Annotated in this window: 25 protein-coding genes and 1 pseudogene; 12 read left to right on the top strand and 14 right to left on the bottom strand. The window is 71.3% G+C overall.

What is annotated here, in order from left to right:
* The first annotated feature begins 17 nt into the window (after positions 1-17).
* The 4 genes from HDA33_RS11350 (at position 18) to HDA33_RS11335 (ending at position 4,547) form a co-directional block, all read left to right on the top strand.
* Complete coding sequence (locus HDA33_RS11350) at positions 18-347, top strand: heavy-metal-associated domain-containing protein (RefSeq protein ID WP_184173326.1); 330 nt, start codon at positions 18-20, stop codon at positions 345-347.
* Between the two features lie 75 nt (positions 348-422).
* On the top strand, positions 423-2,660 hold the full coding sequence (locus HDA33_RS11345) for a copper-translocating P-type ATPase (protein WP_144824176.1): 2,238 nt from the start codon (positions 423-425) through the stop codon (positions 2,658-2,660).
* 59 nt (positions 2,661-2,719) lie between these two features.
* Positions 2,720-3,403, top strand: coding sequence for a DUF305 domain-containing protein (locus tag HDA33_RS11340; RefSeq protein ID WP_002854313.1), 684 nt, complete (start codon positions 2,720-2,722; stop codon positions 3,401-3,403).
* Between the two features lie 88 nt (positions 3,404-3,491).
* Positions 3,492-4,547: a type II glyceraldehyde-3-phosphate dehydrogenase gene (locus tag HDA33_RS11335; RefSeq protein ID WP_184173324.1), complete on the top strand. Its 1,056-nt coding sequence runs from the start codon at positions 3,492-3,494 to the stop codon at positions 4,545-4,547.
* A 106-nt stretch (positions 4,548-4,653) separates the two neighbouring features.
* Here the strand turns inward: HDA33_RS11335 and HDA33_RS11330 are convergent, their stop codons facing one another.
* Together HDA33_RS11330 and HDA33_RS11325 are read right to left on the bottom strand one after the other, a co-directional pair.
* Positions 4,654-5,136, bottom strand: a complete 483-nt coding sequence (locus HDA33_RS11330) for a beta/alpha barrel domain-containing protein (protein WP_017488143.1) — start codon at positions 5,134-5,136, stop codon at positions 4,654-4,656.
* Positions 5,137-5,185: 49 nt separating this feature from the next.
* Complete coding sequence (locus HDA33_RS11325) at positions 5,186-6,139, bottom strand: IS3 family transposase (RefSeq protein WP_184173323.1); 954 nt, start codon at positions 6,137-6,139, stop codon at positions 5,186-5,188.
* Here HDA33_RS11325 and HDA33_RS13110 point away from each other — a divergent pair.
* Positions 6,123-6,599 carry a zinc-ribbon domain-containing protein gene (locus tag HDA33_RS13110; protein WP_184173321.1) on the top strand — a complete coding sequence of 159 codons (477 nt, stop codon included), beginning with the start codon at positions 6,123-6,125 and terminating at the stop codon, positions 6,597-6,599. The genes HDA33_RS11325 and HDA33_RS13110 overlap by 17 nt on opposite strands.
* Here HDA33_RS13110 and HDA33_RS13060 read toward each other — a convergent pair.
* The 3 genes and pseudogenes from HDA33_RS13060 to HDA33_RS11310 all read right to left on the bottom strand — a co-directional run bounded on the left by HDA33_RS13060 (position 6,516) and on the right by HDA33_RS11310 (position 9,143).
* Positions 6,516-7,091 (bottom strand): hypothetical protein, encoded by a 576-nt coding sequence (locus HDA33_RS13060; RefSeq protein WP_338104368.1) that lies wholly within the window; start codon positions 7,089-7,091, stop codon positions 6,516-6,518. The two genes, HDA33_RS13110 and HDA33_RS13060, sit on opposite strands and share 84 nt — an antisense overlap.
* A gap of 34 nt (positions 7,092-7,125) precedes the next feature.
* Positions 7,126-7,488, bottom strand: a pseudogene (locus HDA33_RS13055) (MFS transporter); the annotation flags it as partial.
* On the bottom strand, positions 7,488-9,143 hold the full coding sequence (locus HDA33_RS11310; RefSeq protein WP_184173319.1) for an ABC-F family ATP-binding cassette domain-containing protein: 1,656 nt from the start codon (positions 9,141-9,143) through the stop codon (positions 7,488-7,490). The pseudogene HDA33_RS13055 and the gene HDA33_RS11310, both read right to left, overlap by 1 nt.
* Before the next feature lie 246 nt (positions 9,144-9,389).
* Between HDA33_RS11310 and HDA33_RS11305 the strand changes: the two genes are divergently transcribed.
* Both HDA33_RS11305 and HDA33_RS11300 read left to right on the top strand, forming a co-directional pair.
* Positions 9,390-9,869: a hypothetical protein gene (locus HDA33_RS11305; protein WP_184173317.1), complete on the top strand. Its 480-nt coding sequence runs from the start codon at positions 9,390-9,392 to the stop codon at positions 9,867-9,869.
* Between the two features lie 174 nt (positions 9,870-10,043).
* Positions 10,044-10,730, top strand: a complete 687-nt coding sequence (locus HDA33_RS11300) for an SGNH/GDSL hydrolase family protein (protein WP_221432998.1) — start codon at positions 10,044-10,046, stop codon at positions 10,728-10,730.
* Between the two features lie 104 nt (positions 10,731-10,834).
* Here HDA33_RS11300 and HDA33_RS11295 read toward each other — a convergent pair whose 3' ends face one another.
* Positions 10,835-11,197: a hypothetical protein gene (locus HDA33_RS11295; RefSeq protein WP_017488148.1), complete on the bottom strand. Its 363-nt coding sequence runs from the start codon at positions 11,195-11,197 to the stop codon at positions 10,835-10,837.
* 86 nt (positions 11,198-11,283) lie between these two features.
* Between HDA33_RS11295 and HDA33_RS11290 the strand changes: the two genes are divergently transcribed.
* The gene (locus tag HDA33_RS11290; protein ID WP_184173313.1) at positions 11,284-11,736 is read left to right on the top strand and encodes an acyl-CoA thioesterase; all 453 of its coding nucleotides are present in this window, start codon (positions 11,284-11,286) and stop codon (positions 11,734-11,736) included.
* Here the strand turns inward: HDA33_RS11290 and HDA33_RS11285 are convergent.
* Entirely contained in the window at positions 11,733-12,005 is a 273-nt protein-coding gene (locus HDA33_RS11285) for a hypothetical protein (protein WP_184173311.1), read from the bottom strand. The genes HDA33_RS11290 and HDA33_RS11285 overlap by 4 nt on opposite strands.
* Between HDA33_RS11285 and HDA33_RS11280 the strand changes: the two genes are divergently transcribed.
* A complete protein-coding gene (locus HDA33_RS11280) occupies positions 11,989-12,225 on the top strand; it encodes a hypothetical protein (protein ID WP_184173309.1) in 237 nt (78 codons plus the stop codon). The two genes, HDA33_RS11285 and HDA33_RS11280, sit on opposite strands and share 17 nt — an antisense overlap.
* A 39-nt stretch (positions 12,226-12,264) precedes the next feature.
* On the opposite strand, the gene HDA33_RS11275 is transcribed toward HDA33_RS11280, so the two are convergent.
* The gene (locus tag HDA33_RS11275) at positions 12,265-12,837 is read right to left on the bottom strand and encodes a recombinase family protein (RefSeq protein ID WP_184173307.1); all 573 of its coding nucleotides are present in this window, start codon (positions 12,835-12,837) and stop codon (positions 12,265-12,267) included.
* A 413-nt stretch (positions 12,838-13,250) separates the two neighbouring features.
* Positions 13,251-13,910 carry a hypothetical protein gene (locus HDA33_RS11270; RefSeq protein ID WP_184173305.1) on the bottom strand — a complete coding sequence of 220 codons (660 nt, stop codon included), beginning with the start codon at positions 13,908-13,910 and terminating at the stop codon, positions 13,251-13,253.
* A 657-nt stretch (positions 13,911-14,567) separates the two neighbouring features.
* Between HDA33_RS11270 and HDA33_RS11265 the strand changes: the two genes are divergently transcribed.
* Positions 14,568-15,896 carry a pentapeptide repeat-containing protein gene (locus tag HDA33_RS11265; protein ID WP_184173303.1) on the top strand — a complete coding sequence of 443 codons (1,329 nt, stop codon included), beginning with the start codon at positions 14,568-14,570 and terminating at the stop codon, positions 15,894-15,896.
* Between the two features lie 408 nt (positions 15,897-16,304).
* The gene (locus HDA33_RS11260; protein WP_184173301.1) at positions 16,305-17,375 is read left to right on the top strand and encodes a GNAT family N-acetyltransferase; all 1,071 of its coding nucleotides are present in this window, start codon (positions 16,305-16,307) and stop codon (positions 17,373-17,375) included.
* A gap of 25 nt (positions 17,376-17,400) precedes the next feature.
* On the opposite strand, the gene HDA33_RS11255 is transcribed toward HDA33_RS11260, so the two are convergent.
* Complete coding sequence (locus HDA33_RS11255; RefSeq protein ID WP_184173299.1) at positions 17,401-18,276, bottom strand: ArgP/LysG family DNA-binding transcriptional regulator; 876 nt, start codon at positions 18,274-18,276, stop codon at positions 17,401-17,403.
* Positions 18,277-18,347: 71 nt separating this feature from the next.
* Here HDA33_RS11255 and lysE point away from each other — a divergent pair, with 71 nt between their 5' ends.
* Entirely contained in the window at positions 18,348-18,962 is a 615-nt protein-coding gene (lysE, locus tag HDA33_RS11250; RefSeq protein WP_184173297.1) for an L-lysine exporter, read from the top strand.
* Between the two features lie 14 nt (positions 18,963-18,976).
* Here the strand turns inward: lysE and HDA33_RS11245 are convergent, their stop codons facing one another.
* Genes HDA33_RS11245 through HDA33_RS11230 form a run of 4 tightly spaced genes read right to left on the bottom strand, consistent with a single transcriptional unit; the run spans position 18,977 to position 23,709 of the window.
* A complete protein-coding gene (locus tag HDA33_RS11245) occupies positions 18,977-20,008 on the bottom strand; it encodes a methionine synthase (protein WP_184173296.1) in 1,032 nt (343 codons plus the stop codon).
* Positions 20,005-21,051 (bottom strand): putative oxygenase MesX, encoded by a 1,047-nt coding sequence (locus HDA33_RS11240; RefSeq protein ID WP_184173294.1) that lies wholly within the window; start codon positions 21,049-21,051, stop codon positions 20,005-20,007. The genes HDA33_RS11245 and HDA33_RS11240 overlap by 4 nt, the downstream gene beginning before the upstream one ends.
* The gene (locus tag HDA33_RS11235) at positions 21,048-22,358 is read right to left on the bottom strand and encodes a cystathionine gamma-synthase (RefSeq protein WP_184173292.1); all 1,311 of its coding nucleotides are present in this window, start codon (positions 22,356-22,358) and stop codon (positions 21,048-21,050) included. The genes HDA33_RS11240 and HDA33_RS11235 overlap by 4 nt, the downstream gene beginning before the upstream one ends.
* 1 nt (position 22,359) lies before the next feature.
* The gene (locus HDA33_RS11230; protein WP_184173290.1) at positions 22,360-23,709 is read right to left on the bottom strand and encodes an O-acetylhomoserine aminocarboxypropyltransferase/cysteine synthase family protein; all 1,350 of its coding nucleotides are present in this window, start codon (positions 23,707-23,709) and stop codon (positions 22,360-22,362) included.
* Between the last annotated feature and the right edge of the window lie 254 nt (positions 23,710-23,963).

Here is a 23,963-nt window from a genome sequence, read left to right as displayed (position 1 = left end):
ACCTGAAGGAGACCGTCATGACCGAATCCGCCCGCACCCCGCTGCCGGGGGCCACCAACGGCTGCTCGTGCTGCGCCCCAGCCGCCGACGCCACCGCCCCCGCCGGGCACCAGAGTGCCGACCCAACCGGGACGAGCGCCGGTGCCGCGACCTACCAGGTGGAGGGCATGACCTGCGGACACTGCGTGGGCTCCGTCGCCGAGGCCGTGAGCGCCCTGGACGGGGTGGACGATGTCCGGATCGAACTGGTCGCCGGCGGGGCCTCCCCCGTCACCGTGACCGGGCCCGCCTCCGCGGACTCCGTGCGGACGGCCATCGAAGCGGCCGGCTACCGCGTCCGGATCTAACCGACCCATCCCCTCGAGGTCGGCGCCCCACCGCCGAGCCGGTCGCCGAACAGACCGCCGAGCAGAAGGAACACCATGAGCACCCCGCACCACCACGATCACCCCACCGACCAGACCGCCGAACACCCAGACCCGAACCCCCACGCCGGCCACGCCAACCACACCGACCATGCCGCCCACCACCCCGCGGACGCGGCCACCCACGGGCAGGCCATGCCCCAGGGTCACGCCCACTCGGCCCTGGACGAGGACCACCAGGTCCACGACCACGGTCAGCACGCCGGGCATTCCACCGCGATGTTCAAGAACCGGTTCTGGGTCTCACTGGTGCTCTCCATCCCGGTGGTGTTCTTCAGCCACATGGTCGGGCAGCTGCTGGGCTACCACGTCCCCGAGTTCCCGGGCTCGGCGTGGATCGCCCCGGTGCTGGGCACCGTGATCTACCTCTATGGCGGCATGCCCTTCCTGAAGGGCGGGCTGACCGAGTTGCGCGCCCGCCAGCCCGGGATGATGCTGCTGATCGCGATGGCCATCACGGTGGCCTTCGTCGCCTCCTGGGTCACGACCCTGGGCATCGGGGACCTGATGCTGGACTTCTGGTGGGAGCTGGCGCTGCTGGTGGTCATCATGCTACTGGGCCACTGGATGGAGATGCGCGCCCTGGGCGCGGCCTCCTCCGCCTTGGACGCGCTGGCGGCGCTGCTGCCGGAGGAGGCCGAGAAGGTCGTGGACGGTGACACCATCACCGTGCCGATCACCGAGTTGGCCGTGGGCGATGTGGTGCTAGTGCGGGCCGGGGCCCGGGTGCCGGCCGACGGGACCATCCTCGAGGGCGCCGCGGAGTTCGACGAGGCGATGATCACCGGCGAGTCGAAGCCCGTGCTGCGCCAGGCCGGGGACACGGTGGTCGCTGGGACCGTGGCCACCGACAACACCGTGCGGGTGAAGGTGGCCGCCGTCGGGACCGACACGACCCTGGCCGGGATCCAGCGGATGGTCGCCGACGCCCAGGAGTCCTCCTCCCGGGCCCAGGCGTTGGCGGACCGGGCGGCGGCCCTGCTGTTCTGGTTCGCCCTGGTTGCGGCGATCATCACCGCGATCGTGTGGACCGCGATCGGCCAGCCCACCGACGCGGTCACCCGCACCGTGACCGTGCTGGTCATCGCCTGCCCGCACGCCCTGGGCCTGGCCATCCCGCTGGTGATCGCCCTCTCCACGGAGAAGGCCGCCAAGTCCGGGGTCCTGATCAAGGACCGGATGGCCCTGGAGCGGATGCGCACCATCGACGTGGTCCTGTTCGACAAGACCGGCACCCTGACCGAGGGCGCCCACGTCGTCACCGCCGTCACCGCGATGCCCGGCGTGTCCGAGGCAGAACTGCTGGCGGTGGCCGCCGCGGCCGAGGCTGACAGCGAGCACCCCGTGGCCCGGGCCATCGTCACCGCCGCCGGGCAGCACCCGCAGGCCAGCACGTTGCGCAAGCGCGGCACGGACTTCAGTGCTGCCATGGGCCGCGGGGTGCGCGCCACCGTGGACGGCTCCGAGATCCTCGTCGGGGGCCCGAACATGCTGCGCGAGCTTAACCTGACCATGCCGGCGGAGATCACTGAGCACACCGCCTCCTGGACCGCGCGCGGGGCCGGGGTGTTGCACGTGCTGCGCGAGGGGTCCGTTATCGGCGCGGTCGCCGTGGAGGACAAGGTCCGCCCCGAGTCCCGGGCCGCCGTGGCCGCCCTGCACGCCCGCGGCATCAAGGTCGCGATGATCACCGGCGATGCCCGCCAGGTCGCCGAGGCCGTCGGGGCGGACCTGGGCATCGACGAGGTCTTCGCCGAGGTCCTCCCCCAGGACAAGGACACCAAGGTCACCGAGTTGCAGTCCCGGGGACTGTCCGTGGCCATGGTGGGCGACGGCGTCAACGACGCCCCGGCACTGGCGCGGGCCGAGGTCGGCATCGCCATCGGCGCCGGCACCGACGTGGCCATGGAGTCCGCCGGCGTTGTGCTGGCCAGCAACGACCCCCGCGCGGTGCTGTCGATGATCGAGCTCTCCCAGGCCAGCTACACCAAGATGATCCAGAACCTGGTGTGGGCCACCGGCTACAACGTGCTCGCCGTGCCGCTGGCCGCCGGCGTGCTCGCCCCGATCGGGTTCGTGCTCTCCCCCGCGGTGGGCGCGATCCTGATGTCCGCCTCCACCATCGTGGTCGCCCTCAACGCCCAACTGCTGCGCCGGATCAACCTGGACCCGGGCCACCTGGCCCCCCTCGGCGCCCCCCGGCCGGAGGCTGCCCTTCAACCCGCGACCTCCTGATCGCGCCTCTTGGCGCGAACTCTGATATGAACCCTCAACCCACTGTGGAAGGACCCACCATGAAACGCACCATGACGCTGACCGCCCTGGCCCTGGCCTCCGCCCTGACCTTGACCGCCTGCGGCACCGGCGCCCAGGACGAGAACGCCGGCGCTGAGGCCTCGGCCACTGCGACCAGCTCCGCCCCGGCCGCCACCCCTGCGGCCACGGCCACCGCGACACCGTCCACCACGGCGACCGGTTCGGCTGAGGAGGTCTCCGCCGAGCACAACGACGCGGACGTGATGTTCGCCCAAATGATGATCCCGCACCACCAGCAGGCCGTTGAGATGAGCGAGATGCTGCTGGCCAAGGATGACGTCCCGGCGGAGGTGGCCGCGTTCGCCCAGAAGGTCATCGACGCCCAGGGGCCGGAGATCAAGCGCATGAACTCCATGCTCACCGCCTGGGGCCAAGACCCCGTGGACACGGACGGCATGGACGGTATGGAGGGCATGGACCACGGCGGGATGTCCGGGATGATGTCCGAGGAGGACATGACCGCCCTCGACCAGGCCCAGGGCACCGAGGCCGCCCGGTTGTACCTGGAGCAGATGACCGCCCACCACAAGGGCGCCGTGGACATGGCCAAGGACGAGGCCAAGGACGGCCAAAACCCGCAGGCCGTGCAGCTCGCCGAGCAGGTCATCGCCGACCAGGAGGCCGAGATCACCGAAATGCAACAGATGCTCGACAAGCTCTGAGCACCGTCGTCCGCTGCGGGCATCCGGTGAGACGCGGCTGGCGATAGACCCCGAAACCGGAACAGGTCCTCCAGGAAAGGAGACGAGCATGCAGGGCAAGATCAAGGTCGCGGTGAACGGGTACGGGGTCATCGGCAAACGCGTCGCCGACGCGGTCCGGGCCCAGGAGGACATGGCGCTGGTCGGAGTCAGTGACGTCATCGCTGACTACCGGATCGCGACTGCGGCCGGGAAGGGCATCCCCGTCTACGCCTCTACCGAGCAGGCCCTACCGGTGATGGCGGATGCCGGCCTTCCCGTCGTCGGAGGCCTGCACGACCTGCTCGAGAACGTTGACGTCGTGGTGGACTGCACCCCGGCCCAGGTGGGCGCCGGCAACCTGGAGCTCTACCGTGCCCACGGGGTCAAATCCGTGTTCCAGGGCGGGGAGAAGCACGATCTCACCGGCCACTCCTTCGTCGCCCACGCCAACTACGCCACCGCCCTGGGCCGGGACAGCACCCGGGTGGTGTCCTGCAATACCACCGCCACCGTCCGGGCCCTTACCGCGCTGAAGGACGTCGGACTGCTGTCCAAGGCCCGGGGGGTGCTCATCCGCCGGGCCACCGATCCGTGGGAATCGGACCATTCCGGGATCATGAACACCATCGTCCCCGAGGGCCGAATCCCCAGCCATCAGGGGCCCGACGCCCAGTCGGTGGTCCCGGACCTGGACGTGGTCACCATGGCCGCCAAGGGAGCCCACACTCAGAACCACCTGCACTACTGGACGATCGAGCTCACCCGCCCGGCCGAGAAGCAGGAGGTGTTGGAGGCGTTCCGGGCGATGCCGCGGATCGCCTTCGTCCGGCGCTCGGACGGCGTCGTGGCGGTCAATAGCACCGTGGAACTCATGGAGGACCTGGGCCGGCCCCGGGGTGATATGTATGAGGTGGCCCTCTGGGAAGACATCCTCACCGTGGACGGCAACGAGCTGTACTACACCTACACGGTGGACAACCAGGCGATCGTCGTCCCCGAGAACATCGACGCGATCCGGGCCCTCACCGGAACCGTCGACGACGGCGGCGAGTCCATCCGGCGCACCGACCGCGCCTTGGGGGTGCGCCAGGACTTCGTGCGCTCCTCGGTGGCTGCCCGTTGAACTGCGCGGCAGACGCCGCTGAGGCGGTGCCCGGCCCCAGGAATGGGGGGTGGTCGGACACCGCTTCGGCGGCCGCGGACTACCGCAGCGGTCCTATGGCCTCCGGTCAGGTGCGAGAGGCCGTCGCGATCGCGTTGATGGCCTCATCCAACACCGCATTGAACTGCGCTGGGCTCTGGGCCGTACTCAGCCCTTCGGTCAGGGCGCGGGAGAAGCTGGCGATCACGCCGTGGTTGCGGGCCAGCAGGGTGGTGGCCTGGGCCCGGGTATAGCCGCCCGACAGGGCCAGGACGCGGATCACTCGGGGATGGTCCACGAACTCGCGGTAGAAGTCCGCCCGCTCCGGCAGCGTCACTTTGAGGATGACCGACTGGTCGTCTCCGAGCTTGTCCAGTTGGGCGAGGATTGCCGCCTTGAGCTGGTCCTCCACCTCGGCCTTGCGGGGGCTGCGGATATCCACCTCGGGCTCGATGATGGGCACCAGCCCGGTAACGAGGATCTGACGGGCGAGCCCGAACTGCTGCTCCACGACGGAGCCCACCCCATCCCCGGGCAGCTTGATGACCGAGCGCATCTTCGTCCCGAACATGTGCTTTTCGACGGCTCGAGACAGTAAGTCATGAATCGCCCCGGGTTTGTTAGAGGCTCGTAAGTGCCGTCCCGGCGGGCGCCGGCACGGGGTTCTCATGATGGTAGACGTCCTCGAACTCGACCGGAGGGACCAGCCTGATCTCGCCGTGCACACGACGATGGTTGAACCAGTCGATGTACTCCGCGACCGCGATCTCCAGGTCCTCGATGGACTTGAATGGCCCCTTGTTCCGGATCAGCTCCGCCTTGAACAGCGAGTTGAACGCCTCCGCGAGGGCATTGTCATACGAGTCCCCCGTCGAGCCGACTGAGGCGACTGCGCCGGCCTGGGCGAGCCGCTGGGTGTATCGCACGGCGACGTACTGGACTCCTTTATCGCTGTGATGCCGTAGCCCGGCCACGTCTTGGCCTGCGCGCTGACGCGTCCAGAACGCCATCTCCAACGCGTCCAGGGCCAGGTCCGTGCGCAACGACTTCGACAGCTGCCAGCCCAGCACCCGTCGGGAGAACACGTCGATGATGAACGCGGCGTACACCCATCCGCTGGAAGTGCGGCAGTAGGTGATGTCAGCGACCCACAGCTGGTTCGGAGCCGCCGCGGTGAAGTCTCGCTGGACCAGGTCTTGACGCTCATCCGGGCCGCGGCCTGGGACCGTGGTCCTCGGTCCCTTCGCGCGGCTGATCCCGCGCAGGCCTGCGGCTCGCATGAGCCGCTCCACCGTGCACCTGGCCACCTGCAGGCCCTCCCTCCGCAGTTGCGCGTGGACCGTCCGGGCCCCGTAGACCCCGTAGTTGGCCTCATGCACCCCCCGGATTTCCACGAGCACCTGCTCATCGCGCAGGCTGCGCACTGAAGGAGGGCGCGTCTTGGCCGCGTAGTACGTGCTCGGTGCGATCTGTGTGCCTGCCGCGGACAGCGTGGCGCAGATCGGCTCGACACCGAACTCGTGCTTGTGTTCGTCGATGTAGTCCACGATCAGCGCTGTGGGCGTCTCGAGCATCCGCCGCGAAGAAAGCCGACGCCGAGCGCAGGATCGGCCGTGGCATCCATCAAAGAATGGCGGCCTGACACCGGCGGACGTGGCGAATGCGCGGAACGCATCCGCGTGGTGGCTCTGCAGTCTCTGCGGTGCCGAATGGGAGGCTGTCGTCGGGCAGCGAACTCGACGTCAGACCCTTGGCTGCCCGGACTGCGGGAAAGCGCGCGCCGGAGCAGCACGATCCCGCCCCCAGCCTGGGCTGTCATTGGCAGACCTCCGCCCGGACCTGGCCGCGCAGTGGCACCCGACCCGAAACGCGCCGTTGACGCCCCATGACGTCAGACCCGGTTCGCATAAGCGGGTGTGGTGGAGAAGTCCCGGTGGGCAGGAGTGGGAGTCATCTGTCTATAACCGCACATCCAAACGCCCATCGTCCGAGGCTCACGGCGACGCAGGCCCGGACTCCCCCGACTCCGCGTGACACCTCGGCCCGCCCACCCTTGGAAACTCTGGAGGTGGAGACGGGCGCACTTACTTTCCACACCTCAGGGTTCCTCACCGGATGTCGGAAGTGTCCACCGCGTGTCGTGTGAAATCTTGGCTGCATCTCTACATCCTCGGAGCGCAGCTGCCCGGCCGCGGCCAGCACCCCGGCCAGCACCAGCGGCACGTGGGTCTGGAGCGCGGTCCCCCAGATCACCATGCCCACCCCGATGCCGGCGCCGTAGAGCATCAGCCCGGCCCCGATGATCCACGGGCTCGACGTCCACGCGGGCAGGGCCAGCGGCAGGCAGGCGCGGGCCCAGGCGGTCACCATGGCGGGCAGGAACCGCCGGGGCGCCGACGTTCCGCCGGCCACCAGCGAGCCCACCAGGCCGCCGAGGCCGAGGGCGGCCAGCACCGCCCCGTAGACCGCCGGCCGCGTCGGGGAGGCGAGCGCCGACGTCGGGAAGTCGGGCGGCGAGGACCGCACCGGCGGCGAGGGTGAGGGCGATCAGCAGGCCGCCGGCCGGCGGGCTCGCGGCGCCGATGACAGCCCCGGCCACGGCCGGTGCCAGCGCCTGGCCGACGACGGGCCGCGTCGCCCCCTCCAGGCCGTGCACGGCCATCAGCTGATCCTCGTCGACGAGCATCGGGACCAGCGCCGTGTAGGCCGGGAAGAAGAACGCCGTCGAGGCCCCGATGAGCAGGGCCGAGAGCCCGAGGAGCCAGTACGGCGCCGCCCCGGCGAGGGCGAGCCCCGAGACGGTGCCGGCCGCCACGGCGTTCGCCGCGAGGACGATCACCAGGATCCGCTTCTTCGACACCCGGTCGGCGATGACGCCGGCGGGCAGCGAGGCGGACAGCGGCTTCAGGGCGGCGGTCGGCATCATCGGGCCACCGCCTCGGCGGTGAGCTCCAGCCGCGGCCAGTCGGAGAGGTCGCGGAGCATCTGCCGGTCGTGGGTGGCCACGACCACCGCCGACCGGGTCGCGCGGAGGGCCTCCGTCAGCTCGTCGACGAGCGTCGCGGAGAGGTGGTTGGTGGGCTCGTCGAGCATCAGCAGATCCGGCCGCTCGGCGAGGCACAGGGCCAGGTGGAGGCGCCGCTGCTGCCCCTGGGACAGGCGGCCGACGGGGGCGTCCATGCTCCGGGGCTCCAGGAGCCCGAGCGAGGCGAGCGGCGGCGCCCCGCCGTCGTCGTCCGCCAGGAGGCCCCGGCGGTGCAGGTGCACCTCGAACGCCTGGCGCGCTGTGTGCCGCGGGTTCCAGGCGGGGGCCTCCTGGGTGAGCAGGGCGATCCGCGCGCCCGTGTGCCGCAGGACGCGGCCCGCCGTGGGGTCGAGGCGCCCGGCCAGGACGTGCAGCAGCGTGGACTTGCCGGCGCCGTTGGGACCGGTGAGCAGCAGGCGGTCGCCGCCCGTGAGGTCCGCCGAGACCGGCCCGCGCAGGCGCCCGGCGACGTCGACCCCCTCGGCGCTCAGCAGCGGGCGGGCGGCCCGGGTGGACGACGCCGGCCAGGCCAGTGCCCGGGGCGGCTCCGGCACCGTGACCTCGTGCGCCTCCAGGTCCCGCACCCGGCGGTTGAAGGCCTGCACCACGCCCGCGGCCCGCGTGGCCCGCTGGTGCTTGCCGGTGCCCTTGTCCGGGCGCCACCGGTCCTGCAGGCGACCGCGGGCCGCCTCGGCCGCCTCGGCGAGGGCCGCATGCTCGGCCACCTGCTGCTCGTGCGCCTGCTCCCAGGCGGCACGCTCGGCGCGCCGACCCTTCTCCCACCCCGCGTAGCCGCCCGCGTACTGCCGGGGGCGCCCGTCGGACGTGGGGTCCAGGTCCAGGAAGGTCTCGGCGACGTCCTTCAGCAGGGCGCGGTCATGGGTGACCACCGCGACGCCGCCCGGATGCTCCCGCAGGGCACGGGTCAGGTGCTCCAGGGCCCCGGCGTCGAGATGGTTGGTGGGCTCGTCCAGCAGGAGCAGGTCCACGGCCGACCCGAGCACGACCGCCAGCCGGACGCGATATCGCTGCCCGACGGACAGCGAGTTCAGGGGGCGCGTGCGGTCCGTGCAGGCGGAGAGCCCCTCCAGGGCGACGTCGATGCGCCGCTCCGCGTCCCACGCCTCGAGGGCGGTGGCCGTCTCGAGCGCGCGGGCGTAGTCGTCGTCCGCGCCCGGCCGGCCCTCGGCCAGCGCGCGGGTGGCGGCCTCGAGACGGTCCAGGACGGCGAGCGACTCCCCGATGGCGTCGTGGATGAGGTCGCCGACCGTGCGGTCGTCGTCGGCGTCGAGGTCCTGCTCGACGAGGGCGAGGGTGCCGGCGCGGGTCACGGTGCCCGAGTCGGGCGCCAGCGTGCCGGCCAGCACGTGGAGGAGGGTGGTCTTGCCGCGGCCGTTCTCGCCGACGATCGCCAGCCGGGAGCCGGCGGAGACCGTCACGTCCGCCTGGTCCAGGACGGTGCGGTCGCCGAGGGTGAGCGTGATGCACTCGGCTCGGATGTGGGCGGAGGCGCCCGCCGGCAGGGCAGTGGCGTGGGGAGGGGTCAGAGTCATCGTGGTCTCTCAGCTCGTCATGGAGCCGGGCAGCACGAAGGGGGCCGCCCGGCGGGATGCGAGGACGGCGAGCGGAGTCAGGGAGAAGGAGTCGCCGCCGCCGTCAGCGGGCGGAGCGGAGCCTCATCGATGCGATGCCTCTGTATGACATGCGGACCACCGTATCAGCGGCGGCAAGAGCGGGCGTGGGCGGGATTAGCGGGCGCTGACGGGGCGGCGGCCCGCCAGCACCGGCAGCCTCCCGTCATGACCGGCACCCTGGAGGAGATCTGGCCGCCCTCCGGCCTCGTGGTGGAGTCCGGCGACCTGCGGATGACCGCCCTGCGCGAGGCGGACGTCCCGGAGGTGCTCGACGTCGTCGCCGGCGGGATCCACGACCCGTCCTGGACGCCGTTCGCCTTCCCGTGGACGGACGCCCCCGCGGAGGAGATCCCGGCGAACTACTTGCGGTTCTTCGCCTCCACGCTGGCCCGCACCCAGGGCGGCGGCGCGAGCATCGAGCTGGTGGTCCGCCGGGGCGGGCGGGTCGTCGGCGTGCAGGCGATGAACGGCGCCGACGTCGCCGGGTCGCGCCGCATGGAGACCGGCCGTGGCCAGGCCGAGCGCCGCGGGATGCCGACCACCGACGTCTTCTTCGAGCTGCGCCCCGACGAGTTCGTGCGCGGCGACGACCCGGTGCGGATCACGGGCGCCGACGAGCTGCGGCGCTTCCTGGGCCTGACGTGACGCTCCCGGAGGCCGTGCTGCTGCGCACCGCCATCGCCCGCCGCGGACCCACCTGACGATCGCGACATGACCTGCCGGCAGAACCCAGGGGATGTCGCGATCGTCAGGTCGATCCGCCCCACCCGCACGGTCCCGGAACGCGCTGCGGGACGGCAGGCCGCTAGCGTGGGGACCATGACGCAGCGACGCACGCGCTGGCGCAGCGCCGCCTCCCAGGACGCCGAGTACCGGGCGCACTGGAAGGCGGCGGCGAGCGCCGACGTCGGGACCCCGGACGCCCTGACCTGGGCGGTCCTCGGCGACTCGGCCGCCGTCGGCGTGGGGGCCGCGCGCGTGGAGGAGTCGTACGTGGCGCAGGTGGCCGCGGGCGTGGCCGAGCGGACCGGCCGGCCCGTGCGCGTGCTCAACCTCGCGGTCTCCGGCGCCACCGCCGCGCACGTGCTGGCGGACCAGCTCCCCCTCTTGCCCGCGGACGGCGTGGACGCGGTGACGTGCGTGGTCGGCGGGAACGACGTCGCCTGGCCGGTCCGCTTCCGCGTGGACCGGTTCGCGGCCCCGCTCGAAGAGGTCGCCCAGCGCCTGCCCGCGGGCGCGACCCTCGGCACCGTCCCGGTGTTCCGCATCCCGCCGTACGAGTCGCGCGTGGAGTGCGCGAATGCGGCCGTCCGCGTGATCGCCGCCCGCCACGGCCTCGGCGTCGCGGACGTGCACGCGGCCACCCGGCGCACCTCGCTGCGCCACCAGGTCAGCATGCTCTCCCACGACCTCTTCCACCCCAACGGGGCCGGCTACCGGGACTGGGCGCGCGCCGTCCTGCCCGAGGTGCTGCGCCAGGTCCGCGGGGAGGCGCCGACGCACTGAGCCCGTTGCACCGCCCCGCCGAAGTCACCGAGCCCCAGCGACATCACCGCGGCGCTGCACTGCGGTGATGTCGCTGAGGGTCGGTCGAATGGGCGAGACGGGCGTCAGCCGTCGGCCGGCCGCAGCCGATCCGTGGGCAGCGTCAGGACCTCGGCCCGGGCAAGGTCCACGGACAGGGCGACCGCCGCGTCGTCGAGCACCGGGGCCACCGTGACCGTGTCCCGCGTGATCTCGCGGATGCGCACCCGCCGGGCCGCGCCGCCGTCGGCGGCGTCCAACAGCCAGTCCTCGGCGAGCATCCGCAGCCCGACGGCGTCCAGCAGCTCCTCCGCCTCCTCCAGCTCCATGGGATCACCGCAGACGCGGCGAAGTCGGTCGCGGGGCACGAACAGCCCGTCGTCGGTCATCTCGAGGTAGCCGACGTGCTCGCCGTCGTCGCGGCGGATGTGGTCGAAGGCGGCGCTCATGGTCCCCAGCGTAGGGCGCGCGTCACACGAGCACCCCCGCGCGGGGACTCGGCACCGGAGTCCGCGCGGCGCACTAGCGTGGGGCCATGGACACCTCCACCGCCCCGGGCGCGGACCACGGCCGCGCCGCCGACGACATCTCCTACCGCACCCGCAAGTGGGTCAAGCCCGAGGACCTCAACGCCAACGGCACCCTCTTCGGCGGGTCCCTGCTGCGCTGGATCGACGAGGAGGCGGCGATCTACGCCATCATCCAGCTCGGCAACCCGCGCTCCGTGACCAAGCTGATCTCCGAGATCAACTTCCGCTCCTCCGCCCGCCAGGGGGACATGATCGAGATGGGCCTGCGCGCCGTGAAGTTCGGCCGCACCTCGCTGACCATGCGGGCCAAGGTCCGCAACATCATCAGCGGCGAGGTCATCCTGACCATCGAGGAGATCGTGTTCGTGTCCCTGGACGAGGACGGCAACCCGGTGCCCCACGGCTACACGGACATCACCTTCGACCGCGACCGCCTCCCGCAGGACACGGCGCGCTAGAGCTCCGCCCGCGCGGCGACGTCGCTGCGGTGCGCGGCGAGGTCCTCCACCCGCGCGGCGAGGGCGGCGGCGCGGCGCTTGACGTCCTCGTCCCACTGCTGCGGCAGCGGCAGCCGCTCGATCTCGTCCGCCTCCCGCCAGGCGCTGACCAGGGCCGACTCCCACAGGCGCTGCTCGGCCTCGCGCGCGTCCGCGGCGGGACCGCGGCCCAGCACGGCGACGGCGTCGAGACGCTGGAGGTCCAGGTCGAGCATGAGCCGCGCGGACATCGTGGATCCCCACGGCACGCACCTGGCCGACGCCTTACCGAAGCTGCGGGGCCTGGCCGAGTACGCCCAGGCCCACGGGGACGCATTCGGCCGGATCGAGGCCGTCGCTGAGATCGACGGCCAGCTGCGGGTGCTGGACTTGAAGAACGACGTCGTCCGGGCCGGCGTCCACGCAGCCCAAGACGCTGAATCCCTGTACAAGGCCGCGCCCGCGTACTGAAGCAGAAACTCAAGGGACGCCGGCGGCCGAGGATGGGGTTCAGTCTGAGGCTTGCCTGCGCAACGAGGTGTACAGGGTCTGCCGGCTCACCCCGAACGTGCGCGCCACTTCGGCCTTCGGGATCCCCATCTCGATCATCACGCGCGCCTGCTCCACGTCGGTGTCCGAGAGCTTCGGGACCTGCACGTACTTGCCGCGGGCCTTGGCTAGGGCGATGCCCTCGGCCTGGCGCTCCTTGATCCGCCGGCGCTCGAACTCAGCGAACGCCGCCAGAATCCCCAACATCAGCCCGTCCACCGGGGAGGTGCCCGACTTGTCCACGGTGATCCGCTCGGACACGAACTGCACCGCACACCCCTTGGCGGTGAGCTCGTCCACGATCGCATAGAGGTCCCGAGTGTCGCGGCCGAGGCGGTCCATGGAGGCGACCTTCACCAGGTCCCCCTCCCGCACGTAGGTCATCAGCTCCGCCAACCCGGCGCGCTTGGCCCTCGAGCTGCCGGAGATCTTGTCCTGGAAGATGCGGTCGCACTCCCCCACCGCCTCGAGCTGACGGTCCAGGTTCTGGTCGGCCGAGCTGGTCCGCACATAGGCCACAGTCTGTCCAACCACGTCCTAGACGCTCCGCCACTTGTGTCCAACGGGTCCGAACTGAACCGACTCTGACGTGATGGTCTCGTAGGGCCGGGGGTGCGTAAAGGGGTATGCCCGACTGGACGGTTTCTCAGGCACACCCTAGAGCGGCATCCCCACCTCGTGGCCTCCTCCCGGCCAGGATGGGCGGCGGGCACCCTCGCGCGACGCATCTCACGAGGCCCGGGTACACGGATCGGTGGGAGTGGGCCGGGCTGGGCGTTATTAGTTCACGAATGCTTCCGCGTGAGCTGCGCGCGCAGGGCTCGGCCAGTGTGGGTCTCCATGGCGGGCAGGTTGGCGGCCGGGCCTTTTGGATGCCGCATGCGACGCATCTGCACGACGCTCACCAGAGGGCGATCTCCGCAAAGGGCAAGGTTAATCAACCAGTGTCACGATGCCGTGGAATGCATACGACCTTGGGGGTCCCGGCGATTCGTCACCATCGTTACCTCATCCTCAGCAAAGAGGCGCATAACTCGAACGAGTTCACGAAGCGGGATGAAAGTCAAATGCTGGGTACTGGACCTGTCGGAAGCGACCAGCCATCCAGCCAGTTCGTCCGGGGTGCACTCGACGCGAGGATCACTCTCGTCTAGGGCCCACCAGTCACCAAGGGGCAGAGATTCGAGGGTCCACGCGAAGCGCATGATGAGGCTGTGAATGAAGAGGTTACAGACCTCGTTTGCCGTGACCACCACCTCCGCGGGTGCCTCCATGTCGTACATGTCGAGATCTCCAAAGGCATCCCAGACGTCAGGCGTCTTCGCGCCCACCCGCAGGGGGTAACGGACCACTCTTGCCTTTGTCTCCCTCGTTGCTTTGGTGACCTTGGACGGCATCCCGATCAGGCGCCGGACGGCGAAGGCTCCGTTCACGACGTCCCGCTCAACAAGGTAGAGCGCTTCTATCTCCGCCTCATATGAATCCGCGCCATCTAGTTCTCCATCGACGGCCTGGTCTAGGACCGCAGGGAGGCCCAGCCGGGCCCGTTCCAAGCGCTCGGCAGCGTTGGCAAGATCGCGCTTCCACGGCCAAGACTCGTTGAACATGGACACACCATACGAGGCCGCTGGCCGGATTGATCTACCACGGTGGCCCTGTGGGAGGGCGCACTCACGCTGCTGCTAAGGGATCGATCAACGCGTTCGGTCAGTCGACCTGGTGCCCACGAGGCTGTGCCTCCATTTCGACATGGCTGGCGTGCTATGGGGATGGGGTTCACATAAGTAGTCCGTGGAGCTCGGTTACGGTAGAAGCATGGGCGCATGGTGGCAGCTTGAAACAGGGAGCCGGCTGACACCGTTGAACGGCAAGAACACGGTTCCAGATGAGTTGATGCTCCTGTTCACGGATGCGGATCACTTCGTCGATGAGGCCCAAGTTGAAGCGCTGTCCGAGCTCGAGGCCTGCGGACGTGAGGACGGGCCGGTACGAACTGGTACCACCGGGCTCGAGGTAACCATGAGCCTCGAGGTCCGAAGACGCCTTCTGAATCTTGAGGTTGACCCCGTTGGGTGGACATCCTCGCGCGTCCTGACTTTGTTCCCTAACGGTCACTGCGGGTTTCGGCCCATCTGGTGTTTCGGCCATCGTTTGCGGGCAGACCGCGTGAGCGTGCGACGCCTTGGCCACGCCCCGACCCGGCCACCTGGCCGAAATCCCTCGTTAGTGAGCGGACCGAACGACGAGTTTGCGACACTGGGCGCATGAGCGACAGCCCAATCACTCCCCCGCACCCGAAAGTCGGCATGGTGCCCGCGCAGCCTGCGGCCAAGCCCAAGCGCGGACGGGTGAAACACCCGCGCCTGTGGGGAGTGCTGGGCTGGGCAGCCACCGCCGTGATCCTGGGCCTGATCGTGGCCGCCGTACTCACGATCGTGCTGTGGCTCATGTTCCGAGGCGTATGGCCCTGGGATGACAGCGACAGGCTCAAGGTCAAGGGCATCGACCTGCTGAAGCTCGCCCTGACCGTCGTGGCCGGCGCAGGCGGTGCGGTCGCGCTGACCATCTCCGTGCTCAAACAGCGCATCCTCGAGCGCGACGCCGAAGGCCAACGGGCCGAGGCTGCGGCCCAAAGAGAGGTCGATGCGGCGTTCCGGTCCCGCTACGGTGAGGCCGCGACCCAGCTCGGCAGTGACCGGGCGGCGGTGCAGCTGGCCGGGGTATACGCGATGGCCAACCTGGCCGACGACTGGCCTGAACAGCGCCAGCAGTGCGTCGACGTGCTGTGCGGGTTTCTCCGCCTCCCCCCACCCGCCGATGAAGCTCTACGGGCTGCGGACGCGAAGATCCGTACCACCATCGGCGCTGTCCTCCGCGACCATCTACAAGAAGGAGGCGCGTGGTGCGGGCTCGACTTCAACCTCATCGGCGCCTACTTGGTCGACCTGAACCTCATAGGTGCTCGCTTTACCGGCCGGAACACCTTGTTTACCGGGGCGGAGTTCACGGGCGAGCACACCTGGTTCGACCGGGCGCGGTTCGCCAGCGAGCACACCTCGTTCACCGAGGCGCGGTTCACCGGCGAGCACACCTCGTTCACCGAGGCGCGGTTCACCGGCGAGCACACCACGTTCGCCAGGGCGCGGTTCACCGGCAAAACCACCTTGTTCGCCGAGGCGCAGTTCACCGGCGAGAACACCACGTTCGACAGGGCTCAGTTCACCGGCAAAACCACCTGGTTCAACAGAGCGGAGTTCACCGGCAAAACCACCTCGTTCGCCGAGGCGCAGTTCACCGGCGAGTACACCTGGTTCAACAGAGCGGAGTTCACCGGCGAGAACACCACGTTCGCCATAGCGGAGTTCACCGGCAAAACCACCTGGTTCGACCGGGCGCGGTTCACCGGCGAGAACACCACGTTCGCCGAGGCGCGGTTCACCGGCGAGCACACCTGGTTCACCGAGGCACAGTTCACCGGCAAAACCACCTCGTTCGCCGAGGCGCAGTTCACCGGCAACCGTGAGCGAGTGTTTGAGGGAGCGGTCGTGCCACAGGATGCCTTCAACGGGGCGCAATTCGCAGTCGAGCCGTAATGGTCGTTTCTGGCGCGTCCGCCGGCGGCGCGCTCTGCGCGCTGCCGGCCCGGCGTTTCACTCGCCACATGACTCGCCACAATCAACGCGCTAGAGCGGCAGCCGCCCGTATGTCTCGGCCGATGCCTGGGGACCGCGGGGGCGCGCACCTGGACACCCAGTGTCACGTCGACCGGATCCCGACCGATATGCGAAGAGTTCCCCGCGCGTCAGGTGAAATCTGCCTGCATCTCGACAGCGAAGGCCCTTGCCCACCGGTCCGCGTCGTGACACAGTTCACCCCATGATGCAGCAGAAGTGACCCCGTGGGTCCGACGACCCACCACCGGACCTCCCCGCGCGCCCGTCTCGAGCACGGCTCGACGGGTGCCTCTGCGCCCACCCCTTTCTGCAGAAAGCAGTCACCGCATGCCTGACATCATCGAATTCCCCCTGCCCGCCTCGTCGGACGACCCCCACTGGCGGGCCTACTGCCAGCTCGGAGACGAGTACAACCACGAGCTGATCGGCACGACCGAGTGGGACGAGACCCCCACGGACGCGCTCATCCAGGCCGCCGCCGAGACCGACCACACGCTGCGCCGCTACCTGGCGTACGTCGACGGCGAGGCGGTCGGCTACGCCCGCGTCCTGATCAACCACGTCGACGACCCTGACGCGGCCTCCCTCACCGTCTATGTCCACCCGCGGCACCGCGGACGCGGCCACGGCCGCGCACTGGCCGAGCGACTCGTCCTGGACACCGCCGGCCTCACCCGTTTCGAGACCTGGCCGCTGACGCCGCGGCCGGTGTCCGGGCAACGGGCGCTCACCCCGCCCAACGGCGCCGGCGCGGTGCCCGCCGGGCATCCGGGCGTGCGTCTCGCCCAGTCCTACGGCTTCGCGCTCGTCCAGATCGAGCGGGTGAGCCGGTATGACTTCGCCGATCCGGGGATCGACCCCGCCGTCGCCCTGGCCGAGGCCGAACGCGTCTCGTCGGACTACGAGCTCCACGCCTGGGAAGGTGCGGCCGACGCGGCCCTGCAGGACGACCTCGCCGTCCTCAAGGCCCGCATGGCCACGGACGTGCCCTCCGGGGAACGCACCGTGGTGGAGCAGGTCTGGGACGCGGCCCGCGTGCGTCGCTTGGACGGGCAGATCCTCACGACCGGCCGGCTCTTCCGCGCGGTGGCGCGGCACCGTGCCACCGGCCGGATCGTCGCCCTGAGCGAGCTGGTGGCGCCCCGCTCGCGTCCCGACGGGCTCATCGACCAGTGGGACACCATCGTGCTGCCCGAGCACCGCGGCCACCGCCTCGGCATGCGCGTGAAGGCGGCGAACCTCATCGCCGTCCGCGACGCACTGCCCGAGGCCCGCGCGATCATCACGTGGAACGCCGAGGAGAACCGGCACATGCTCGACGTCAACGAGGCGCTGGGCTTCCGGCCTGTGCTGGTCGAGGCCTCCATGGAGGCGCCGGCACCGCTGCGACGTCGCTGACGGCCCGCGACCCCGTGGTGCCGCCTCACCCCCGTTCGAGAGTCCGCTGGGCCGCCTCCCGCACCGCCCGCGTGAGCCGCACCAGGCGCGTCACGGGCAGGGTGGCCGCCTGCCAGTAGAGGGGCACGAGGACGTCGTCGAGCCCGGGCACGCGGACCAGCCGACCGGCGCGCACGTCCTCGACGGCCTGGGCGTCCACGAGCATCCCCCACCCCAGGCCGGCCCGGACAGACCGGTGGAACCCGTCGAACGACGGCGCCAGGTGCGTGGGCGGGGCGACGTCCAGCCCGGCGCCGCTCAGCGCGAGGCGCTGCAGGTCGTCCTTCGCGTTGTAGCGCATCATGGGCATCGCGCCGAGGTCGACGACGTCGCCCGCCGCGTGCCGCGCGAGCAGGGCGGGCGCCACGAGCGGGACGTAGCGCATGCTCCCCAGCGGCCCCGCCGCGCACCCCTGCACCGGCTGCGGCTCCGTGGTGACGGCGGCCAGCACCTCGCCTCGGCGCAGCAGCCGGGCGCTGTGGTCCTGGTCCTCGACGTGCAGGTCCAGGACCGTGTCGTCCCAGTCGGCGGCCTCCGCCAGGACCGGCCCGAACCACGTGCCCAGCACGTCGGCGGGCACGGCCAGGGAGGTGACGCTGCGCCCGGCCGCCGTGCGGCCCAGCCCGGCCCACGCCTCCTGTTCGAGCACCCGCATGTGCCGGGCCACGCGCACCAGGCCGACACCGGCCTCGGTCGGTTCGCAGGGTGTGCCGCGCCGGAGCAGCACCTGGCCCACCTCCCGCTCCAGGGCGCGGATGCGCTGGCTGACCGCGGAGGCGCTGACGCCGAGCTCGTACGCGGCCGCCTCGAACGAGCCCTCGTCCGCGATCGCACGCAGCGCCTGCAGCTGATCCAGGTTCATGAAGCAGAGCTTAGGCGTCTGTCGTTCTCTTCGTTTGGCTCAGGCCCGGCCGGGCTCTAGCGTCCTCACCTATGTGGACCCTCGCCGGCACCGGCCTGCTCACCGGACTCGCCCTCATCGTCGCCATCGGCGCCCAGAACGCCTTAGTGCTCCGCCAGGGCGTGCGCCGGGAGCATGTGGGCGCCGTCGTGCTGGTGTGCATGGCCTCGGACGCCGTGCTGATCCTGGCCGGCACCGCCGGGGTGGGCGCGCTCGTGCAGGCCGTGCCGTGGCTGCTCGAGGTGCTGCGCTGGGGCGGCGCCCTGTACCTGCTCTGGTTCGCGGTCTCCTCCCTGCGTGCCGCGCTGCGCCCGCAGGGGCTCGTGGCCGAGCAGGCGCCGCGCACCGCGGGGTCGGTCATCGCCACCACACTCGCGCTGACCTGGCTCAACCCGCACGTCTACCTGGACACCGTGGTGCTGCTGGGCAGCCTCGCCAACCAGCACGGTCCCGACGCGCGGTGGGTCTTCGCCGCCGGCGCCGTCGCCGCCTCGATCCTGTGGTTCACCGCGCTCGGCTACGGCGCGCGCCTGCTGGCCCGGGTGCTCGCCGACCCGAAGGCGTGGCGCGTGGTGGACGTGGTGATCGCGGTGGTCATGGCGGTGCTCGCGGTCCGGCTCATCGCCGATTCCGGCGTGTGGGGGTGAGCCGGCACCCCCCCTCACTCTCCGCCCAGCTCCTCCCGGAGGATCCGCGCGCCGGCCACGAGCGCCGCCGTCTTGTCCCGCGCCACCGAGCGAGCCAGCGGCGCCATGCCGCAGTTGGTGCTCGCGATCAGCTTGTCCGCGTCCACGAACTCAAGGGTCTCCCGGAGGGTCGCGGCCACCTCCTCGGGCGTCTCGATCTCGTCGCTCGCCACGTCGATCGCGCCGACCATCACCTTCTTGCCGCGCAGCAGGCCGATGAGCTCCGCCGGCACCCGGGAATGGTGCCGCTCCAGGGCGATCGTGTCGATCGTGGACTCGCGCAGCAGCGGGAACGACGTCTCGTACTGGCGCCACTCCTGCCCCAGCGTGGCCTTCCAGTCGTTGTTCGCCTTGATCCCGTAGCCGTAACAGATGTGCACGGCCGTCTCACACGTCAGGCCCTCGGCCGCACGCTCGAGCGTCGCCACGCCCCAGTCGCGGACGTCGTCGAAGAACACGTTGAACGCGGGCTCGTCGAACTGCACGACGTCGACGCCCACCGCCGCCAGCTCCCGCGCCTCCTCGTTGAGGATGCGCGCGAACTCCCACGCGAGCTTCTCGCGGCTGCCGTAGTGGCGGTCGGCGAGGGTGTCGATCATGGTCATCGGCCCGGGCAGGGTCCACTTAATGGGCCGGTCCGTCCGCGCGCGCAGGGCCTTCGCGTCGTCCACGAAGACCGACGCCGGCCGGCCCACCTCCCCGACGACGGTCGGCACGCTCGCGTCGTACCGGTCACGGATCCGCACCGTCTCGCGCCGGTCGAAGTCCACGCCGCCGAGGTGCTCGATGAACGTGGTGACGAAGTGCTGGCGGGTCTGCTCGCCGTCGCAGACGATGTCGATGCCCGCGCGCTCCTGGTCGGCCACGGCGAGGGCGAGCGCGTCGAGCTGGCCCTCGCGCAGCTGCTCCCCCTCGAGCTTCCAGGGCGACCAGAGCGTCTCCTCCTCGGCGAGCCAGCCGGGCTTGGGCAGGCTGCCGACGAGGGCGGTGGGGATCAGGGTGGTCATCGGGTCTCCTCGGTGTCTCGTGCGGCGTGGGCGGCGGCCCAGCGCTCCAGCAGGTCGCGGTGCGGGCCCACGAAGTGCTCCTGCGTGTACTCCCCCTGCTCCCGGCCGAGGCGGGCCCGCTCCTCGCGGTCGTAGGCGATCCGGGTCTGCGAGAAGTCGCCGTGGTCCAGGCGCGGCCGGTAGACCTCGCCGGCCCCGGCGTTCGCGTTGTAGATCTCCGGCCGGTAGATCCGCTGGAAGGTCTCCATGGTGGCGATCAGCCCGGCCAGGGAGAGGTTCGCGTGGTCGTTGAGCAGGTCGCCCCGCGAGTAGAACGCCAGCGGCGCCACGGCCCCGCGCGGCAGGAAGCACCGGATCCCCAGGCCCATCCGGCCGAAGTAGCGGTCCGTGCGGGAGGCTTCGTCCTGGCGGTACTCGACTCCGAGCACCGGGTGCTCGTTCGTCAGCCGCCGGTAGGTGCGGCTCGTGGACACGCTGATGCAGATCACGGGCGGCTGCGGGAACCGCTCCCGGTACGCCTGCGAGTCGAGCAGGTGCCGGAACAGCCGCCCGTGCTTGTCGCCGAAGCCGTCGGGCTCCTCGGTCCCCGGCGACGTCGCCGCGTGCGCGGGCAGCACCACGGAGAAGTCGTGGTCGCGGACGTAGGAGGAGAAGTTGTTCCCCACACTGCGGCCGAGCACGGCGCCCGTCGCGCGCTCGACCACCCGCACGTCGAGCATCTCCATGAGCGGGAAGTCGACGTCTGCGCCGTCGTCGGCGGTGAAGTGCACGTCGATCGAGACGATCTCGATCCGCGCCGTGTAGCGGTCCCGCTCCGGGTTGTCCCAGGGGGCGAGGTCGTTGAGGCGCCCGTCGATCATGGCCAGGGCGGCGCGCAGGTTCTCCCGCCGGTCCGCGCCGCGGGCGAGGTTGGCGAAGTTCGTGGTGGCGCGCGTGCTGGCGGCGGGCGTGTAGTCCTCGTCGAACGGCGTGGTGTGGATGCTGAACGTCAGGTCGTCCACGCGGGTGGGCACGGTGCTCGGGACAAGGGTGGCGTGGCTCATCGGGTCCTCTCCGGGGTGCGGACGCGGGTGGTGCGGTGGTGGACGGGGGCGGGACGGGGCACCGCGGACGACGACGGCGTCCCGCGGCCGGCGGCGACGCGTGCGGCGCACTCGAGGCCGGCCTCGAGGTCCGCCTGCAGGTCGGCCACGTCCTCGATGCCGACGGAGAGCCGGACCAGGTCCGTGGGGACGGCCAGGGGCGTGCCCCGCACGGAGGCGTGGGTCATCTCGGAGGAGTAGCAGAGCAGCGATTCGACCCCGCCGAGGCTGACCGAGAGCGCGAACAGCTCGGTGGCCTCGGCGAACGCGCGGGCCGCGGCCTCTCCCCCGGCCAGCCGCACGGAGACGATGCCGCCGAAGCCGTCCATCTGCCGCGCGGCGAGGTCGTGGCCCGGGTGGTCGGGCAGCCCGGGGTAGAAGACCTGGGCGACCTCGGGGCGGCCCTGCAGCCAGCCCGCGAGCGCGGCGGCGTTGGCGCCGTGCCGGTCCATGCGCAGGCCGAGCGTCTTGAGGCCGCGGGCGGCGAGGTAGGAGTCCTGCGGGCCGGCGACCGCACCGGCGGCGAACTGCTGGTAGGCCACCGCCTCGGCCAGTGCCCGGCCGCGGAACTCGCGGTCGGCCACCACCACGGCGCCGCCGAGCACGTCCGAGTGCCCGCCGATGTACTTGGTGGTGGAGTGCACCACCACGTCCGCGCCGAGGTCCAGGGGCCGCTGGAGGTAGGGCGAGGCGAACGTGTTGTCCACGACCAGCAGCGCGCCGGCGTCGTGGGCGATCTGCGCCCATGCGGCCAGGTCTGCGATGCCGAGCAGCGGGTTGGACGGCGTCTCCACCCACAGCAGCGCGGTGCGGCCGGGGCGGACGGCCGCGGCGACCGCCGTCGGGTCGGTGATGTCCACGGGGGTGTTGGACACGCCCCACGGCTCGAGGACGGTGGTGATGAGGCGATGGGTGCCGCCGTAGCCGTCGCCGCCCAGCACGATGTGGTCGCCGGGGCGCAGCACGGCCCGCAGGAGGGCGTCCTCGGCGGCGAGTCCGGAGGCGAACGCGAACGCCCGGTCGCCGTGCTCGAGGGCGGCGAGCTGGGTCTCGAAGCCGTTCCGGGTCGGGTTGGAGCCGCGACTGTACTCGTGCCCGGCGCGCAGCACGTTGATGCCGTCCTGCACGAAGGTGCTGGCCTGGTAGATCGGCGGCACCACGGCGCCGGTCAGCGGGTCGGGCTCCTGGCCGGCGTGCACGGCGGTGGTGGTGAAGCCGCGGACGGCGGGACGGGACACGGGGCGGGTGGTGTGGTGGACGGCGGTCATCTCAGCGCACCTCCAGGGTGACGGCGGCGGTCTCGGGGACGGCGGGCGTGGCGGCGGGGACGGACGGCCCGGCGGCGGACACCACGGCCAGGGCACGGTCCAGGTCCGCGATCAGGTCGTCGGGACACTCCAGCCCGATGGAGAGCCGGACAGTGGTCTCGGCGATCCCGGCGGCCTCGCGCTGCTGCCGCGTCAGGCGACAGTGCGTCATGGTCGCGGGGTGGGAGACGAGAGACCGGGCGTCGCCGACGTTGACCACCAGCTGGAACAGCTCGAGCGCGTCGAGGAACGGGGCCACGGCCTCGGGGCCGCAGGCCAGGTCGAAGGAGAACACCGAGCCGACGCCGTCCGGGAAGTCGCGGGCGGCCAGCGCCGCACTGGGATGCCCGGCCACGCCGGGGTGGTGCACCCGCGCGACGGCGGGGTGCCCGGCCAGGTGTTCGGCCACGGCCAGGGCGGTGGCGGTGTGGCGGGCCACGCGCAGGTCGAGCGTCTCGAGCCCCTGGATGAACTGCGCCGCGCTCGCGGGGGCGAGGGTGGGGCCGAGGTCGTGCAGGAACTTGCTGCGGGCCAGCGTCAGGTAGGCGCCGCGGCCGTGCCGCTCGACCAGCGTCTGCCCGCCGTAGCGGGCCTTGGGTCGGGCCAGCTGCGGCCACCGGTCCGGCGCCGCGCCGTAGTCGAACGTGCCGCCGTCCACGATCGCGCCGCCGAGCACCGCGCCGTGCCCGCCGAGGAACTTGGTGGCCGAGTGCACGACGACGTCGGCGCCGTGCTCCAGCGGCCGGTAGAGGGCCGGTGTCGCGAGGGTACTGTCCACCACCACGGGCACACCGGCCGCGTGGGCGGGGTCCGCGAGCGCGGGCAGGTCCGGGAGGGTGGCGAGCGGGTTGGTGATGGCCTCGAGGAAGAACGCGCGGGTGTCGGGCCGGACCGCGGCGGCCCACGCGGGCGGGTCCGCCGGGTCCGCGAAGGTGACCTCGATGCCGAAGTCCGCGAACGTGTCCGTCAGCAGGTCCACGGTGCCGCCGTAGAGCTGGCTGGAGGCGACCAGGTGATTGCCGCCCTGCAGCAGCGCCAGCAGGGACAGCGCGACGGCGGCCTGGCCGGTGGCCGTGGCGATCGCGCCGATGCCGCCCTCCAGCGCGGCGAGGCGGTTCTCGAACACCGCGACGGTCGGGTTGCCCGTGCGGCTGTAGGTGAAGCCGGGGGTCTCGAGCCGGAACATCGATGCCGCCGTGGCGTGATCCGGGAAACGGAACGCCGTGGTCTGGTGGATGGGCGGGACGACCGGCCGGTGGGGTGCGGCGGGCTCGTAGCCGGCGTGGACTTGTTGTGTGGCATGACGGGGCATCTGCTCTCCTCCATCGGTCCTGGCGGTAGCACCGGGCCTGCCGTTCCCGGGGGGCCGGGTCCGTCGGGCGGGTTGCTGCGGCGTCGTCGAGCCAGATCTCTCGGCCGCTCTGGATGGGTGGTGAGCCCATCCCACGCGGCGGGCCGCTGCGAGTCCAGCGGACGGCCGGCTCGCGCGAAATATGAGCCGCCGCCGCGTCATCCGGGACCGGCCGGAGCCTCTCCGGGGCGCGGCGGGCCGGGGCGGACCCGGTG

The sequence above is a fragment of the Micrococcus endophyticus genome (assembly GCF_014205115.1).
Classification (GTDB): domain Bacteria; phylum Actinomycetota; class Actinomycetes; order Actinomycetales; family Micrococcaceae; genus Micrococcus; species Micrococcus endophyticus.
The sequence above is the reverse complement of the archived record's forward strand: the minus strand, read 5'-3'. Positions and strand labels throughout refer to the sequence as shown.

Bases quoted from the DNA above. Each gene is read 5' to 3' on its own strand.
- HDA33_RS11310 (WP_184173319.1), bottom strand. From the start codon at position 9,143: ATGACTCTGACCCCTCCCCACGCCACTGCCCTGCCGGCGGGCGCCTCC.
- HDA33_RS11340 (WP_002854313.1), top strand. From the start codon at position 2,720: ATGAAACGCACCATGACGCTGACCGCCCTGGCCCTGGCCTCCGCCCTG.
- HDA33_RS11290 (WP_184173313.1), top strand. From the start codon at position 11,284: ATGGACACCTCCACCGCCCCGGGCGCGGACCACGGCCGCGCCGCCGAC.
- HDA33_RS11260 (WP_184173301.1), top strand. From the start codon at position 16,305: ATGCCTGACATCATCGAATTCCCCCTGCCCGCCTCGTCGGACGACCCC.
- HDA33_RS11255 (WP_184173299.1), bottom strand. From the start codon at position 18,276: ATGAACCTGGATCAGCTGCAGGCGCTGCGTGCGATCGCGGACGAGGGC.
- HDA33_RS11335 (WP_184173324.1), top strand. From the start codon at position 3,492: ATGCAGGGCAAGATCAAGGTCGCGGTGAACGGGTACGGGGTCATCGGC.
- HDA33_RS11285 (WP_184173311.1), bottom strand. From the start codon at position 12,005: ATGTCCGCGCGGCTCATGCTCGACCTGGACCTCCAGCGTCTCGACGCC.
- HDA33_RS11240 (WP_184173294.1), bottom strand. From the start codon at position 21,051: ATGAGCCACGCCACCCTTGTCCCGAGCACCGTGCCCACCCGCGTGGAC.
- HDA33_RS11350 (WP_184173326.1), top strand. From the start codon at position 18: ATGACCGAATCCGCCCGCACCCCGCTGCCGGGGGCCACCAACGGCTGC.
- HDA33_RS11330 (WP_017488143.1), bottom strand. From the start codon at position 5,136: ATGTTCGGGACGAAGATGCGCTCGGTCATCAAGCTGCCCGGGGATGGG.
- HDA33_RS11245 (WP_184173296.1), bottom strand. From the start codon at position 20,008: ATGACCACCCTGATCCCCACCGCCCTCGTCGGCAGCCTGCCCAAGCCC.
- HDA33_RS11295 (WP_017488148.1), bottom strand. From the start codon at position 11,197: ATGAGCGCCGCCTTCGACCACATCCGCCGCGACGACGGCGAGCACGTC.
- HDA33_RS11235 (WP_184173292.1), bottom strand. From the start codon at position 22,358: ATGACCGCCGTCCACCACACCACCCGCCCCGTGTCCCGTCCCGCCGTC.
- HDA33_RS11345 (WP_144824176.1), top strand. From the start codon at position 423: ATGAGCACCCCGCACCACCACGATCACCCCACCGACCAGACCGCCGAA.
- HDA33_RS11230 (WP_184173290.1), bottom strand. From the start codon at position 23,709: ATGCCCCGTCATGCCACACAACAAGTCCACGCCGGCTACGAGCCCGCC.
- HDA33_RS11280 (WP_184173309.1), top strand. From the start codon at position 11,989: ATGAGCCGCGCGGACATCGTGGATCCCCACGGCACGCACCTGGCCGAC.
- HDA33_RS11265 (WP_184173303.1), top strand. From the start codon at position 14,568: ATGAGCGACAGCCCAATCACTCCCCCGCACCCGAAAGTCGGCATGGTG.
- lysE (WP_184173297.1), top strand. From the start codon at position 18,348: ATGTGGACCCTCGCCGGCACCGGCCTGCTCACCGGACTCGCCCTCATC.
- HDA33_RS11305 (WP_184173317.1), top strand. From the start codon at position 9,390: ATGACCGGCACCCTGGAGGAGATCTGGCCGCCCTCCGGCCTCGTGGTG.
- HDA33_RS11270 (WP_184173305.1), bottom strand. From the start codon at position 13,910: ATGTTCAACGAGTCTTGGCCGTGGAAGCGCGATCTTGCCAACGCTGCC.
- HDA33_RS11325 (WP_184173323.1), bottom strand. From the start codon at position 6,139: ATGCTCGAGACGCCCACAGCGCTGATCGTGGACTACATCGACGAACAC.
- HDA33_RS11300 (WP_221432998.1), top strand. From the start codon at position 10,044: ATGACGCAGCGACGCACGCGCTGGCGCAGCGCCGCCTCCCAGGACGCC.